The 15,735-nt window shown below is 55.3% G+C and carries 13 protein-coding genes and 1 CRISPR repeat array; of the genes, 6 read left to right on the plus strand and 7 right to left on the minus strand.

What is annotated here, in order from left to right:
- Positions 1-203, plus strand: a 203-nt coding sequence (locus tag KSY55_RS08330; RefSeq protein ID WP_333519602.1) for a DUF6363 domain-containing protein, incomplete at its 5' end; no start/stop codon positions are given.
- Between the two features lie 144 nt (positions 204-347).
- Positions 348-1,997: an ABC transporter substrate-binding protein gene (locus KSY55_RS08335; protein ID WP_118268986.1), complete on the plus strand. Its 1,650-nt coding sequence runs from the start codon at positions 348-350 to the stop codon at positions 1,995-1,997.
- A gap of 130 nt (positions 1,998-2,127) precedes the next feature.
- Here the strand turns inward: KSY55_RS08335 and KSY55_RS08340 are convergent, their stop codons facing one another.
- Positions 2,128-3,066: an isoaspartyl peptidase/L-asparaginase family protein gene (locus KSY55_RS08340; RefSeq protein ID WP_022245330.1), complete on the minus strand. Its 939-nt coding sequence runs from the start codon at positions 3,064-3,066 to the stop codon at positions 2,128-2,130.
- A 156-nt stretch (positions 3,067-3,222) separates the two neighbouring features.
- Between KSY55_RS08340 and KSY55_RS08345 the strand changes: the two genes are divergently transcribed.
- From KSY55_RS08345 to KSY55_RS08360, 4 genes are all read left to right on the plus strand, one after another.
- Positions 3,223-4,071 (plus strand): patatin family protein, encoded by an 849-nt coding sequence (locus KSY55_RS08345; protein ID WP_118268985.1) that lies wholly within the window; start codon positions 3,223-3,225, stop codon positions 4,069-4,071.
- Between the two features lie 13 nt (positions 4,072-4,084).
- Positions 4,085-5,101, plus strand: a complete 1,017-nt coding sequence (locus tag KSY55_RS08350) for a LysR family transcriptional regulator (protein WP_217749706.1) — start codon at positions 4,085-4,087, stop codon at positions 5,099-5,101.
- 200 nt (positions 5,102-5,301) lie between these two features.
- On the plus strand, positions 5,302-6,528 hold the full coding sequence (locus KSY55_RS08355) for a MalY/PatB family protein (RefSeq protein ID WP_217749705.1): 1,227 nt from the start codon (positions 5,302-5,304) through the stop codon (positions 6,526-6,528).
- Between the two features lie 136 nt (positions 6,529-6,664).
- A complete protein-coding gene (locus tag KSY55_RS08360; protein WP_065439282.1) occupies positions 6,665-7,333 on the plus strand; it encodes an alpha/beta hydrolase in 669 nt (222 codons plus the stop codon).
- A gap of 799 nt (positions 7,334-8,132) precedes the next feature.
- Positions 8,133-10,971: direct repeats of the CRISPR family, unit length 29 nt; unit sequence GGGATCATCCCCGCGTATGCGGGGAACAC.
- 55 nt (positions 10,972-11,026) lie between these two features.
- Here the strand turns inward: KSY55_RS08360 and cas2e are convergent.
- The 6 genes from cas2e to casB all read right to left on the minus strand — a co-directional run bounded on the left by cas2e (position 11,027) and on the right by casB (position 15,717).
- A complete protein-coding gene (gene cas2e, locus KSY55_RS08365; RefSeq protein WP_117784041.1) occupies positions 11,027-11,386 on the minus strand; it encodes a type I-E CRISPR-associated endoribonuclease Cas2e in 360 nt (119 codons plus the stop codon).
- On the minus strand, positions 11,380-12,327 hold the full coding sequence (cas1e, locus tag KSY55_RS08370; RefSeq protein ID WP_117659339.1) for a type I-E CRISPR-associated endonuclease Cas1e: 948 nt from the start codon (positions 12,325-12,327) through the stop codon (positions 11,380-11,382). Before cas1e ends, cas2e begins: the two co-directional genes overlap by 7 nt.
- 99 nt (positions 12,328-12,426) lie before the next feature.
- Positions 12,427-13,119 (minus strand): type I-E CRISPR-associated protein Cas6/Cse3/CasE, encoded by a 693-nt coding sequence (gene cas6e / locus KSY55_RS08375; protein WP_117659261.1) that lies wholly within the window; start codon positions 13,117-13,119, stop codon positions 12,427-12,429.
- Between the two features lie 13 nt (positions 13,120-13,132).
- Complete coding sequence (cas5e, locus tag KSY55_RS08380) at positions 13,133-13,882, minus strand: type I-E CRISPR-associated protein Cas5/CasD (protein ID WP_117659263.1); 750 nt, start codon at positions 13,880-13,882, stop codon at positions 13,133-13,135.
- 18 nt (positions 13,883-13,900) lie between these two features.
- Positions 13,901-15,016, minus strand: a complete 1,116-nt coding sequence (gene cas7e / locus KSY55_RS08385; protein ID WP_117659265.1) for a type I-E CRISPR-associated protein Cas7/Cse4/CasC — start codon at positions 15,014-15,016, stop codon at positions 13,901-13,903.
- 53 nt (positions 15,017-15,069) lie between these two features.
- Positions 15,070-15,717 carry a type I-E CRISPR-associated protein Cse2/CasB gene (casB, locus tag KSY55_RS08390; protein WP_254881860.1) on the minus strand — a complete coding sequence of 216 codons (648 nt, stop codon included), beginning with the start codon at positions 15,715-15,717 and terminating at the stop codon, positions 15,070-15,072.
- Positions 15,718-15,735: the final 18 nt, after the last annotated feature.

A 15,735-nucleotide genomic window follows, 5' to 3' on the forward strand; every position in this document is an offset into this window, starting at 1 on the left:
AAAAACTGCTCAACCGTTATCAGACGTACAACGACGAAGTGGCGCTGGCCAAGGAATACGAGCAGGACGGCCGCGTGCTCATCCTCGCACCGGAAAGCCTGTACGGCCTGAACACGTTGAGCAAGTCGTTCGAAGGATTGGAACGCATGTACCGCGCAGGCTATGCGGCGGCCGAGGCCATCCCCGCATTCCTAAAAAGCTGAAGATAACGTCCATATCCAACGCCTGCCAGCGGTTCGTTTTCAAATTGAGACATGACACGAAAATTTTATAAAACTCCCATATTATGTCCTATTGTTTTTTCGTCGACATAATCGGCGGAAAAATCGACATTAAAGGAGAATGAAATGAAGAACAACACATTCCGGCGTCTGCTGGCCATGGCCGCGGCGGGTGCCATGCTGACGTCGATCGCCGCATGCGGATCGTCTTCCAACGATGACACAGCCTCCAACGGCTCCGATAGCACCTCGCTGATTTCAGTGAACAACAGCGAACCGCAGAACGGTCTAATTCCAAGCGACACCAACGAAATGGGCGGCGGCAGAGTTATTCGATACCTGTTCGAAGGTCTGGTGAGCTTCGACGCAAAGGGCAAGCAACATCTCGAAGTCGCCGAGAGTATCACCCCGAACGAGGATGCCACCAAGTACACAATCAAGTTGAAGAAAGGCTGGAAGTTCACCAACGGCGAGGCGGTAACCGCCCATTCCTTCGCCGACACCTGGAGTTTCGCCGCCAACGTGAAGAACGCGCAGAAGACCGCAAGCCGATTCTCCACCATCAAGGGCTATGACGAACTGCAGGATCCGAACGTCGATCCGAAGGCCACACTTTCCGGTCTTTCCACCCCGGACGACTACACGCTGGTCGTCGAGCTGAACAAGCCTGATTCCGTATTCCCGACCAAGCTCGCGCACCAATCCATGTTCCCGCTGCCAAGCGTGGCATTTAAGGACATCAAGAAGTTCGGCCAGGCTCCGATTGGCAATGGTCCGTACAAGTTCAAGTCCTGGTCCCACGACAAGAACATCATCATCGTACCAAACAAGGATTATAAGGGCAGTCGCAAGGTATCCAACAAAGGCATCGAATACCGCGTCTATACGAATGAGGATTCCGCTTACTCCGACGTGCTGTCCGGCAACCTCGACGTGATGGATCAGATTCCACAGTCCGCGGTGAAGACCTTCCGCCAGGATTCCAGCGTGATCGCCTACAGCCAGGCAGGATCCTCATTCCAGTCCTTCGTCATTCCGGAACGTCTTGAGCATTTCGGCAACGACGAAGAAGGCCAGTTGCGTCGTCAGGCCATTTCCATGGCCATCGACCGCGACCAGATCGTCAAGAAGGTTTACAACAACACGAAGACCCCGACCACCGATTTCACTTCACCGCTCGTCCCCGAATACGTGAAGAAACTGGAACAGAACGGCAGCAACCTGAAATACAACGCTTCCAAGGCCAAGGAACTCTGGAAGAAAGCCAATGCCATCAAGCCATGGTCCGGCAACTTCCGAATCGCCTATAATGCCGATGGCGGCCATAAGGAATGGGTCGATGCCGTGTGCAACCAGATCAAGAACACACTCGACATCGACGCCGCTGGCGAGCCGTACGCCACGTTCAGCGACGTGCGTAACCAGGTGACCAACCGCACCATCAAAACCGCGTTCCGTGCCGGCTGGATGCTGGATTACCCGTCCGCTGAAGATTATCTCAATCCGCTATATGCCTCCAGCTCCGCTGACGGTCATGGTTCGAACGATGGTGATTACAAGAGCGCGGAATTCGACAAGCTCCTGAATGCCGCACTTGCCCAGACCGACGTAAAGAAGCGGACCGAGGACTTCACCAAGGCGCAGGAAGTGCTGGCCAAGGATCTTCCGGTGATTCCGCTGTGGAACGACAACGTCGCCGCCGCGTCCGCGACGAACGTGAAGAACGTATCGTTCGATTACACCAATCTGCCTACCTACAACACCATCACTAAGTGATGTTTCTGGCCGGCGGACGAACGATTCGCCGGCCATATAGGGAGCTCAAGTACAGTGGGGTTCGAATCCTTCATGGATTCGAACCCCACTGTACTTTTGTGGCTTGTTTTGCCGGTTTGCCACTACAGCATCAACTCTGCACGTAGCTGCCCTTCGGAGACTTCCAACCGCAGTTCATCATCTCGCTATTGAACACCATTGCGCCTTCACCATGAGCCGGAACGACGATCATACCGCCATCGCCATGATGACGGGCGACACCATCCAGCGCCGCCTTCGCAGCCTCGATCGGCTCCTCCTTGGCGTACAGAACACGATCGGAAACCTGATGCGCAGCGACTTCCTTGACGAACGCCTCACCGATGCCGGTGCAGGAGATCGCGACGGAATCGTTGTTGGCATAGGTACCACAGCCCGGCAGAGGCGAATCGCCGACGCGTCCCGGCATCTGGTTGGTGATGCCACCGGTGGAGGTGCCGGCAGCGATGTTGCCGGACGAGTCACGGGCGACAGCGCCGATGGTGCCATGCTTCTCCCATTCATCGCCGTTGGATTGCGCCTCGCGCAAGGATTCCTGACGTGCTGGAGTGATGAAATATTCACTGTCGCACAGTTCGATTCCCCACTCCTTGAGCAAATCATTACCAGGCTTGGCAAACATGACATGCTTGGTCTTTTCCTTGATGGCACGCGCTACGTTGATCGGATTCTTAGACGTGGTCAGACCGCATGCGGAACCAACCTCGCCATCGACACCGGTCATCAGGCAGGAATCCATGGATACGATGCCTTCACTCGTCAATGCAGCGCCACGACCAGCGTTGAACTCCGGAGCATCCTCCATAACACGGATAGCCGCGCACACGGCATCCTCCGCCGGAGCCCCCTGCTCCAGCAACGCATAGCCAGCTTCAAGAGCCCTGTTCAAATCCTGCTCCACCTGGGCACGACGCTCTGGCGTATCCTTTTTGCCACGATTGCCGGCACCCGCGTGAATCACCAGCAGAATCCCGTCCGGATCAGCTTGGGCGATGTGGACCGTCGACTGAGGCAGTGCAGCTTCGTTCATTGATATCTTCTCCACTCCATTTTTGTTGATTATTCGCAGATATCTTACGTCGTCCTTCGATAAGAAATGACCGAACACGCAAAAATACGTCAATTAGACCGCGTAAAGTCGATTGAAACCCGCAAAAGGGACGAACGGCGAAAGGACGGGACGCATATGGCTCACAGGACGGCAATGATCGACGTCGGCGGCGGTTTCCGCGCGATCTACGGTGCGGGCGTGATGGACCGCATGCTTGAGGACGGCATCAGCGTCGACCACTGCTATGGTGTTTCCGCCGGCAGCGCCAACATGGTTTCGTTCATCGCGAAGCAGCATGGGCGCAACCACACGTTCTACACGCAGTACGCGTTCCGCAAGGAATACGCGAGCTTCGACAGCTATGTCAAGAACCATAATTTCGCCAACCTCGATTACGTGTATAGCACGCTCAGCAATCATGATGGCGAAAATCCGGTTGACTACGCGGCTTTCGAAGCCAACCCGACCGGTTTCACCGTGGTTGCGTGCAACGCCGAAGACGGCTCCACGAAGTATTTCGGCAAATCCGACGTGGGCTACGACAATTTCGACATCCTGAAGGCGTCATCAGCGGTGCCGGTAGCTTGCGAACCGTATGCGATCGATGGCATTCCCTATTACGATGGCGGCATCGCCGATCCGATTCCGGTGCAAAAGGCCATCGATGACGGCTACGACCGTATCGTGGTGATACTCACCCGCCCGAAAGACACCGTACGCGAACAGAAGAGGGACATCGGCCCGGCCAGGATTTTGAAGCGCAGCCACCCCGAAGCCGCGGAAAAACTGCTCAACCGTTATCAGACGTACAACGACGAAGTGGCGCTGGCCAAGGAATACGAGCAGGACGGCCGCGTGCTCATCCTCGCGCCGGAAAGCCTGTACGGCCTGAACACGTTGAGCAAGTCGTTCGAAGGATTGGAACGCATGTACCGCGCAGGCTATGCGGCGGCCGAGGCCATTCCCGCATTCCTAAAAAGCTGAGCACTACCCTCATATGAACACTCCAGCCGATAGCAACACGCGTGAAAACGCCAACACGAACACCGACATCAGCATCACCGCGAATGCCACGGGATTCAGCACGAAAACACTGAACCCGCAGATTCTCGTGACCTTGTGGAATGTGGAACGTTTGGGTTCGTTCTCCGCGGTCGCGCGCGAAACCGGCTGGTCGCAACCGGCCATCAGCCAGCAGATCCGCAAGGTCGAACGCGAACTTGACGCAAAACTCGTGCAGCGCACGTCGCATGGCGTGGAATTGACTCCGATCGGCCGTATTCTGGCACGCCACGGGCAGCTCATCGACAATCGCGTCACCCAAGCCGTCAAAGATGTGGAAGAGTACCAGCGCAACGGATCGACGCATATTCGTTTGGTCGCTCCTCCATCGGTATGTTCGTCGTTCGTGGCACGCGTGCTCGTGCATATCAGCAAAACGTCCGACATTCGCGTGAGCCTCATGCAGATGGAGCCGCCTGAGGCCATGGAGGCGTTGGAACAGGGGCTTGCCGATTGCGCGATCATCTTCCAATACAATTCACTCCCCGCTTTGGCCGGACCGGACGATTTGGAAGTCGCTCCTTTCGGCGTCGATCCGCTGATGCTGCTGATCGGCGCGAACAATGCGATCGCGCGCCAGTACGAAAGCTCGCACCTGCCGGTCCAATTGGTTTCGGCACGCGGCGAACAGTGGATCGCCGGCTGCGAAACCTGCCAGGCGAATCTGGTGTCGTTGGCGCGTGCCGCCGGCTTCACACCGGAAATCACACATTCGACCGACGATTTTTGGGCCACGCAGAATCTGGTGGAAGTCGGCATGGGCGTCTCGATCGTATCTCGCTTAGCCACAACCGCCGGAACGCAGCCTGACTTGGCCGCGCTTCCGATTGTCGACGACAACGCGTTCCGCACAGTCTGTTTCGTCACGAGAAAAGCGGATGATCGCCCAGCGGTCGCCCGCGTCAAGGATGAAATCGAAAAAGCGTCACACCAGTATTTGGAAAGCATCTGATTCATCGTTTGATATCCGTGCTTATTCGCAATCGCGGAATACTGCAGCAAACAATTGTTTCCAGTATTTTGCTATATCGTCATAATCAGATTAATAATTGAATAGCAAAAGCATCTGATATAAGAAAACTTCATAACAGTCTTTGCTTTCAGTACAAGAACACACTGTTCGTGCAAGCATCGGTACGTCATGCTGGAACCATGGAAGAAATCATGGAAATGAAGCATCGTACCGGTTCCGGCTTTGACGCCGACGCCATCGACCACACCACCGCAGCCGATCTTGCCGCAGTCGGCTCCGACAAGTGGACACGCTACCCCGGCTGCATTGGCGCGTTCATCGCCGAAATGGACTACGGCCTGGCTCCCTGCATTCAGAAAGCCATCGACAACGCCTGCGACCATTGCAAACTCGGCTACATTCCCGAACCCTGGAAACAGCGCGTGGCAGAAGCATGCGCAGGATGGCAACGCTCGCATTACGGATGGGATGTCGATCCGAGCATTATTCGCGTGGTTCCCGACGTACTCGAAGCTTATGAGATTTTCCTGCGTGAACTGGTCGGTGCGGGCAACAGCGTGATCGTGCCGACGCCTGCCTACATGCCGTTTTTGAGCGTTCCGAAACTGTACGACGTTGACGTAATCGAAATCGAAATGCTGCAAAGCGGCGACGCCGAAACCGGAGAGGCGCAATGGGTGTACGACTTCGACGCCATCGAACGCGCGTTTGCTGCCGGATGCCATGCGTTCGTGCTCTGCAACCCGCACAACCCGATCGGCAAAGTGCTCACCTTGGAGGAGGAGCTGCATCTGAGCGATCTTGCGGCACAGTATGACGTGCGTATTTTCAATGATGAGATTCATGCGCCGTTCGTGTTCGAAGGCAAGCACATTCCGTTCCCCACCATCAGCGAGCAGGCCGCATTACAGTCGATGACCGCTACCAGCGCGTCGAAATCGTTCAATATTCCGGGCACGAAGTGCGCGCAGGTGCTGCTTACCAATCCTGCGGATCGTGACATGTGGGCGGTCAAGGCGGAGTGGAGCGAACATCAGACCGCCACCATCGGCGCAATCGCCACCACCACCGCATATAACGAAGGCGACCTGTGGTTCCAGGATGCGTTTGCCTATGTGCGCAGGAATTTGGCGTTGTTCGACGAGCAGATGCGTGAAAGGTTCGCCGGCGTCGGCTATATCAAACCGCAGGGCACATATATCGCATGGCTTGATTTCTCGCCGCTTGGCATCGACGATCCGGCCGCATACTTTCTTGAGAAGGCGCAAGTGGCGTTGACCGACGGGCGTTCATGCGGCGAGACCGGTGCCGGATGCGTGCGCGTGAACATAGCAATGCCGTATCCGCTGCTGGTCGAATGCCTGGACCGCATGTTCAACGCATTGCACGCCGACGGATTATTGTAGGCTTCGCCACATATTCAGTGTTTTCCTCAACCAACGGCAGCATAACGGTGAACGTCGTGCCCTTCCCCACTTCGCTGTCCACCGTTATGGTGCCGTTGGAAATCTGCATACTATCGACATGCGATGGGAGGATGATATGCGTTTGAACGTGAGTACCAGCATTGAGACGGCCGCCTGCGAAATAGCCGGCGATGATCTGCTGTTCTTGGGATTTCATGGATTCAGCAATGATGAAAATGAGATGATCCGCATTATTGATGCGATTTATGATGTTCCGAAGCAAGACGCATCTTCAACGGACAACTCCATTGCTCCTGCCCAGCATCCGAATTATCTGTCGTTCCGAGGCACGTACGAACGTCCTTACATCGGAAGCTACTACTGGTATCCGGATGGATGTTCCGTAGAAGAGCGTCGACGTGAGTGCAGTGCCGTAGGCGACGCCGTCGTACGATTGCTGGATTCGCCCGCATACGCGCATTTCCGCAAGGTACTGATCGGGTTTTCGCAGGGCGGATACCTGTCGTATCGCATGGTTGCGGAACATCCCGATGCGTTCGACATGGCGATTCTGATGAGCCCATCATTCAAAGGCGAAACCGCTGAGCCTTTGCCCGCGACCGGACGCACGCGATTCGCACTCTGCTACGGCAGCGAAGACCGCACAATTCCTTTAGCCGACCAACAGTGCGCGCACAACAAACTTGCGCAAACCGGCAATCTCACGTATTTCGAATATCCGGGAATGGGCCACGGCATCTGCGATCAGGAAATTCGTGACCTACGCGCCTGGCTGGGATTGTGATATGCGCTGCGTGAGGAGTTCTGCGCATCTGAGACTCCGCACGCGTGCCCATAAACTCGTTTTCACCCCTCGGATTGTCATTGAAACCAACTCGAAACTCTCGATACACCCCAATCATCGAAATGCATGGACATACACCCAGTTCATCTGAGCTGAACCGTGATATCTGGCTTATATATGGCAGATTTGGCATCTTGACCGGAGGTTTCTCGCTTACATATAGCACATGCCTTTCGAGAAAAGCCACTTAAGGGGGGGGGTGTTTTTGACGCTTTTCGCACGAACACCTGCCATATATAAGCGAGGTACACTATCCAATAGACATAATCGCCAGTCAAGAGCTGGGGAACTGGCTCGATCTTTGACTCCAGGACGGACCCCTCCCGTCGTGCGCCGTCGGCATGCTGACCGCGCACGAATTAATGTCGTAGGTTTTCTTGTCGTCCGGCATTTCATCGACCGCCATCCGCTTATGCTTTCTGCATCCAACCGTGGACTCGTCATCAACGCTCCGAACACCAGGAATCCGGATCACCGAAGCGAGATACAACCGGTAATCGCAAGCGCGCCCCTCATTATGCTCGACAGAAAGCTATATGCAGGTCGAAGTTTTAATTAAAATCATCCCCACGTATGCGGGGAACACTTACAGGCGGCTCCGTTGGTCTGCTTCGGTATCCAGCCATGTTGCCTTGCTTTTCTCGGTTGTGGGGTATGATTTTGCATTGCCGGAAGTCCCCGTGCAGACTTGAGATAACAGCCGATTCGCGCGGGCTTGCTTCCGGTTTTTCATGCCTCGGGGATCATCCCCGCGTATGCGGGGAACACTTCGTGCCGACGATCATGGGCAGCGTATCCTTGGGATCATCCCCGCGTATGCGGGGAACACTGCTGGATCGCATGGTGGCTCATCGGCATGCCGGGATCATCCCCGCGTATGCGGGGAACACGCCTGATTACACTGATGCTTGCAACTACCCGCGGGATCATCCCCGCGTATGCGGGGAACACCTTCCGGCACTCCGGCTCCTGCTCCGGCTCCGGGGATCATCCCCGCGTATGCGGGGAACACATAGAAAACCCGAAGATAACCCCCCGACTGATGGGATCATCCCCGCGTATGCGGGGAACACAAGAGCGACAACGACCGCGACGTGAGCGGCGAGGGATCATCCCCGCGTATGCGGGGAACACACGCTCTTGATCTTCTTGTCGATCTTGGTGACGGGATCATCCCCGCGTATGCGGGGAACACCACCATATTGGAACGGGCGAAACTGATAGGCACGGGATCATCCCCGCGTATGCGGGGAACACTGATTTTGAGGTCGTTGGGCAGGTGCTTGAGGTGGATCATCCCCGCGTATGCGGGGAACACTCCCACGGGACGTTGCACAGTTTAAAACGTGTGGGATCATCCCCGCGTATGCGGGGAACACATCAAGTACATGCTTGAGGGTGCCACCTCCCAGGGATCATCCCCGCGTATGCGGGGAACACGTGCGAGGGTGGAAGTTCCGACGCTCCAGGGGGGATCATCCCCGCGTATGCGGGGAACACAACCTTCCATGCGTTGACCAGATCGTGACCACGGGATCATCCCCGCGTATGCGGGGAACACCTTCCTGTCCCAGGAATCCCTTACCCCCCCCCCCGGGATCATCCCCGCGTATGCGGGGAACACTCCAGAGCCCACTGCAAATAGGATTCCACGGCGGGGATCATCCCCGCGTATGCGGGGAACACCCGCCGACGTTGGGGTCAAAAAAGGTGAAAAGGGGATCATCCCCGCGTATGCGGGGAACACGCGCTGATCGTACTCGCGCAAAATGTTAAGCAGGGATCATCCCCGCGTATGCGGGGAACACCTTCGGCTACCGCTTCTGCAATAGTGTCTCCAGGGATCATCCCCGCGTATGCGGGGAACACCGGCGTTGTCGCTTTGTTGTGTTTTCTGTCCTGGGATCATCCCCGCGTATGCGGGGAACACGTCCGTGACGTCCGCCACGAAGTCGGCGTCAAGGGATCATCCCCGCGTATGCGGGGAACACACTCGTAGTCGACCGGCAGCTTGAGCCCATGGGGGATCATCCCCGCGTATGCGGGGAACACCAGCTTGGTGGCGAACATGTAGACCACCTTGTCGGGATCATCCCCGCGTATGCGGGGAACACCGACAACCGGCACAGACAACGCTGCGGAAACGGGGATCATCCCCGCGTATGCGGGGAACACATCGGCATCGCCGTGCCGGCCGAACTCCGTTCGGGATCATCCCCGCGTATGCGGGGAACACCCAGCAGACGCTGGTTTCGGCATGCAATGTAAGGGATCATCCCCGCGTATGCGGGGAACACTAGTTCTGCTGTCCACTGCCGGTGAACTTGACGGGATCATCCCCGCGTATGCGGGGAACACTAATGAGCTGGTGGAGTTGGTCGTGTTGAAGGGGGATCATCCCCGCGTATGCGGGGAACACCGTCCCGTCATGGGGAGAGCGGCACATCGCCGGGGATCATCCCCGCGTATGCGGGGAACACGATGTGGGGCGCGAGAGCGTCAAGATATCGGTGGGATCATCCCCGCGTATGCGGGGAACACGGGGGTACGGTTTGAGTCTGCTGCACTTGGGCGGGATCATCCCCGCGTATGCGGGGAACACACAGCCGGTGTCGCCGTGCCGCCAATGTAACAGGGATCATCCCCGCGTATGCGGGGAACACCTCTTCGGGGCATGTCGAGCTACGTACGTACAGGGATCATCCCCGCGTATGCGGGGAACACATACGGACGCTATTTCGTCGTCGCGAACGCGGAGGATCATCCCCGCGTATGCGGGGAACACCAGCACGGGAAGCAGCGCCTCGCCGACTATGGAGGATCATCCCCGCGTATGCGGGGAACACGCGCAAGGGCGAAGGCCGAGCGCAAGCGCTTCGGGATCATCCCCGCGTATGCGGGGAACACCACGAACGACTACGATTTTGACACTCCCCGTAGGGATCATCCCCGCGTATGCGGGGAACACCCGTCCTACATGAGTCGCGGACGTTACGAAGTGGGATCATCCCCGCGTATGCGGGGAACACTGACAATATTGTCCCGGCCAAACGATCTGATTGGGATCATCCCCGCGTATGCGGGGAACACTAGATTCCGGTATCTTTTGCGTAAATTGAATTGGGATCATCCCCGCGTATGCGGGGAACACGGAGACGCAGGTGACGCGACGCGTATCCTGCAGGGATCATCCCCGCGTATGCGGGGAACACGTTGTTTCAACGTTTCGGCGTAGTCTGTATCGGGGATCATCCCCGCGTATGCGGGGAACACGTGAACGGCGACACGCCGTAGATACCCCAGTGGGGATCATCCCCGCGTATGCGGGGAACACCGTGGCATGGATATGCATCGGGAAATCCGTCCGGGATCATCCCCGCGTATGCGGGGAACACCGCGAATCTGGCGCAGCATGTCACGGGCGTCCGGGATCATCCCCGCGTATGCGGGGAACACGAAGCATGGTGACGATGGTTGTGCGAACGATCGGGATCATCCCCGCGTATGCGGGGAACACCCACGGGTGGCAGTTACTTCGTAAGTCGCTGTGGGATCATCCCCGCGTATGCGGGGAACACACTAAGAGATTATAGCAATTTCGTGGTTTCTAAATTCATGTCATTCGTTTTTCATTTAGTTTGAATACTTCTTCGCCTGCCGATACTTACTGGCATTACTCCATCCACGGTGAAGAGCACTACCAAACGACACTTCCTTTGGACCAGAAGGACGTTTTACAAGCTCCAAGCCTTCACAGTCTGTCGGAGACCACTCAGCTCCATGCACTTTAAAAGCAAGATGCTGCTCATTTCGAGCCGAATAAACCATAATGGCACGACCGTTCTTTGAGAGTTCAACGATTCGCTCCCACAGTTTTTCACGAACACGTGCATCCAAATGCCCCACAAACACGCCTGGCGATATTTCCAATAGCCATCGAGTAAGGTCACCGCGTAAACCCACCGGGCATGCCGTTAATACAATAACTACCATTCCTCATATCCCCACTCATCATCGGCATAGGATTTTCCTGCAGATACTTCTCCCAGCCGTTCATCCCACAGTCCGACATGATCCCCAACGCTCTGAACATCATCGGAGGAAGATTCTCCCAATAACGTGCGAATGTCTTTCACCATTCGTTTCAGCAAACTAAGATCGTATATTGCATCGCGAACGTTATGCCGTACTGCCGATCCAATATCCTCTGGCTGAGTTGCCGCCGTTTCGAACGCAACCGGAATCGACAATTCAGCCTTATAAAGATCGGCTATATCGTAGACGAACGACCGCTCATGACCTACATGTACGAAACCTAACCCCGGAGAGCAACCTAGCGCCACTATTGCGGCATGCGCCAGACCATACAGACATGTATGGGCAGCAGACAAGGCTTTGTTAATCTCCGAGCCAGCCATGAAATCATCATGATCATACGTTCTTTTGTCCCACTCCACTCCGGTACGAGCGGAACACTCACGGTACACCCGCCGTATACGCGCTCCCTCGCGACCCCGAAGTTGCTGCATGGTCAGGCCACTCACATCTTCGCCTGGGAAACGCATTTGGTACATCTGGCGCGCAACATTCAATCTCTTCCTCGTGTTAGACACGAGAGCCGCCTGTCTTTGCAGCAGTACAGAAGAATGCGTCAATGGTTTGCCGAAGGCATACATACGAACGCCACGCTCCCCTACCCAAATCACAGTCGCGCCGTTCTCCCCTATGACCGTCATCGCCTGATGTGTCACGCGCGTTCCAGGCCCCAGCATCAACACGCTCAGCGTCGCTGCAGGAATGTGGGTAACGCCGGTACTATCCGTTGCGGTAATGGCATTGTCATCACGCCCGATGGTACAATGTTCGAAATACGCAAACGACAGACGGTCTTCCGCACGGACAAGTTCACTAATCTCCGGTGGCGGAGTACCCATGTGAGAGTGCCCGTTTTTCCTCGGCTGACGCTCCGCCGCCTCAATATAATCGTCTGTAAGCTTGTCGCCATCTGTCGTTTGCGCATTCATCATTCGCCCTTAATTGTTCAGATCCGGAGCAATTGTCAACAATCCACATCCGAAACCTTTCGCCCTTCCTATGCCTTGGCAAAGAGTCTTGCAGAACAGTTCCGCATCGGTGACCTCCAAGCATCCTTCAAAAACCACTGTGACCAAAGTAACGGTTGCATCAGCACGTTTGAAGTTCTCCTTATGGCGTTCCCTCACCACCACGTCAGGTCGATCATTCTGGTCGCACAGAATGGCGAAACCATGGGACGCCGAACGATCGATCAGCCACTGCAACTGCTGATCAACGGTAACGTGGCCTTGCACCTTGCCAACGATTCCGCCGTTCCTGCGCCTCCGCCCCCTATCTTCTTTTGCCTTTCGGACTGGATTCGCGCGAAGTTTGAAATGCCACCGTTGTCCTTTAGCGATACGCTCAAGCAACGGCTCATAATTCTTCGTTTCCCACTCCGCATGCATCGGCCAACCAGCCTGTTCGACGATATGCATGAAGTCAGGTTTCTCCGGACTCACCACATAGAGCCAAACACCGTTATCGGCCACAGACGTGTCCAGCCTCCACAGGATACGTCCTTCATCGTTGTTTCGAACTGCATTGGGAGGGAATGCGCATTCCACTGCCGCATGCAGCTTATATGGCGAACTAATAAGCTGCCGAGCCCCGTAACGCGCCTTGTTCAAGGCTATTCTCGAGATAAACATCGTTCTTTCCTACCTAGATGAAGTTCATCGGATCCGATTCACCGGTAGATTCAAAGGAAGGAGGCCGAGTATCGTCCTTCTCGCCTTCATCCACGGGCTTATCCGGGTTAGGAATGCGGTAATGATGCACCGCACGATTCGCATAGCGTCGCCCCTCCCGGCTGAAACTTAGCGGCAAATCCGATTGCGTCGTTACGTTTTCGACTTCTTCAGCATCGCAGACGATTTCCAAATCCGGATACTTGTAACGTCTCCGATACCATTCCGAAGCGTGCCACACCTCGGAATTCAGAGCCTGGCGAATATCTTCATACTCATCGTGGATGCCCAACGACAACGGATAATTCGGCGGGCACGAACGCCTACCTAGATAAAGCGGCCATTTCGGCGAATGAATCGCATTATCCAACGTTTCCAACACCGAATGATCAGCACCCAGCGCGACCAGAAAACAGGCGTCCGCCAGATAATACCGATAAGTCGGCGACATCTCCTTATCGAACTTCCTGGAATTACGTTTCCTTGTCAGGGATTTTTCGGTCTGAAAATCACGGATTACCCTACCGCGTTGCTCGACACGCACACCAAACGATATACCTAGTAAATCCTCGATGGAATCCTCCCGGGTACGTCCCTGCGCCGAAGCCAGCATGCCGATCACACCGCTTTTGGTTGGCTCGTTACGAGTCTCACGCCGAACGAATCGCGAAGAATCGCCCCATGACTGCAATGGTCCGGCCAATTGCAATAATAGAACGCTCATTTCAACTCCTTCCGAGCATCACGCGGAATACGCGGCGCTCAGCGTTTCTCGCAAGCTCTGCTCAAGCTCCGGCAGCGTAACCTGTTCACTCCATTCATCCAGACTGGGCACAGAACCACCGGACACAACATGCCAAGCCTTCACCGGTTCCTCGCCGTAGTTGATACGAATCTCGTTCAACCTGTCGCCCAGTCGTTCGATGCCTTGTCTGGAGACCGAAATCCCATCCTTCCTCTTGATGGGATTCTCAAAGGCGTCAGCTGCGCTAATCGGCTGTGAATCGCGAAGCACGATCACAATATCCTCAGGAAGTGTGTGGTTGGCGAACGTATTCTGCTTGCCGGAGGGCATAGACTTGACAAAGGCTTCCACGAAGGCGGAAACTCCTTCCACCATTGCATCAGCATCCTGCAGCTGATCCCTCAACGCATCAACGTTCAACGTCGCGTACCGATACAAGGTCGAGGAGTTGAAACCAACAGTATCGATCATGGCAGCACCGGCATTGTCGTCCGATGCACAATCATCAACAGCAGTGAAGTAATCATATTCAGGCGTAATCTGATCGATGGAGAACGCATGGGCAACCTGAGCCGAGGCATCCGTATTCAAATCTGGAGCATCAGCCAGCATGCGGCCAAAGCAAGCGATATCGATAGCCTGCTTACCATGGAACACTGCAGCCACCTCCTTCTTCAACTTCGAGGGATCCTTCCCCTCATCGAATGCGGCAATCGCGATATCAGCCAGCTGTTCAACTTCACGGTTAGCGATGAAAATCAAATACTCTGTAGCAGCTGACCCCTTGTCTGCTCCAGCGCGATCGGATGCCTTAACCTTGACGCCCGTAGCAGTCAGCACTTTCTCTGCCAAATTATTGGCTTCTTCAGCCAAATCCAGCCTTTTCTCAGCAATAGCATTACTGATCAGCGCCACCGCGCTCTTAGTACGCTTCCCCATCTTGCTGCTGTCCAGCTTGCTACCGAACATCTCGCGCATGGCACGCTTCCAAGACTGACTGGACACACGAGCTCTCAGCGCTCCACCAACGTATGCGGTTTTCGGGCTACCGGTATCATCTCGGTTGATATTGCTCGGCGGCACCTGCTGAAGGCAATGGATATCTACGAACATGATTTTTCTCCTAATCGGTTTATTGTGAAGATGTTTTTGAAAATGAATGATGATTACTTGTCGGCCTTTTGACCACTTTGCGCTGACGGGAACTTGGAGTAGTAATCCCTGCCCCATCGTTGGAACACGGACCCACGGCTATCAGAGAACTGCAACAAATACAGATCGCTAGCCAAGGAACCATAATCAACCTGAATATCAGTGTTGCGCATCAGCATGATAAGAGCGCGCATACTGCGAACGATTCCGTTGAAATCGGGTGCATTCTCCGCGACTCTCAATCGTCGCAGAATACCTTTCGCACTGTCCGTATCAGGTTCAATCCTTCTGCACGCACGCCCAAAAGTCATACGTAGGCTTGGATCGCTCTGAAACTTTTGCGCGACTCCCTGTTTTTTCGAACGCTGATGCACTGCATATAACCCCAGCGCAGCTCTGATTGCGTTGCTCTGGCGCTCGAATTCAGGTGAATTATCCGCTGGCTCATCAAGCTCGGTCGGCCAATTCGAAAACAGTTCGTCGCCAATCAGCATCCAAGACGGGGATACCCCATCCAGGTCCCTGTGCAATCTCGAGAGCCTAGCCCTACCCCTCGCGTTGCTGCCGCTGCCTGAGACATAATCACGCTGCACGTCATAAACCAGACTGGCAGCATATTTCCCAACAGCTTTCACCTTATCGTATCTTGATAACGACGCCATAGTCATTTCCTCCTTTGG

This window comes from Bifidobacterium sp. MSK.13.1 (assembly GCF_019131435.1).
Classification (GTDB): domain Bacteria; phylum Actinomycetota; class Actinomycetes; order Actinomycetales; family Bifidobacteriaceae; genus Bifidobacterium; species Bifidobacterium pseudocatenulatum.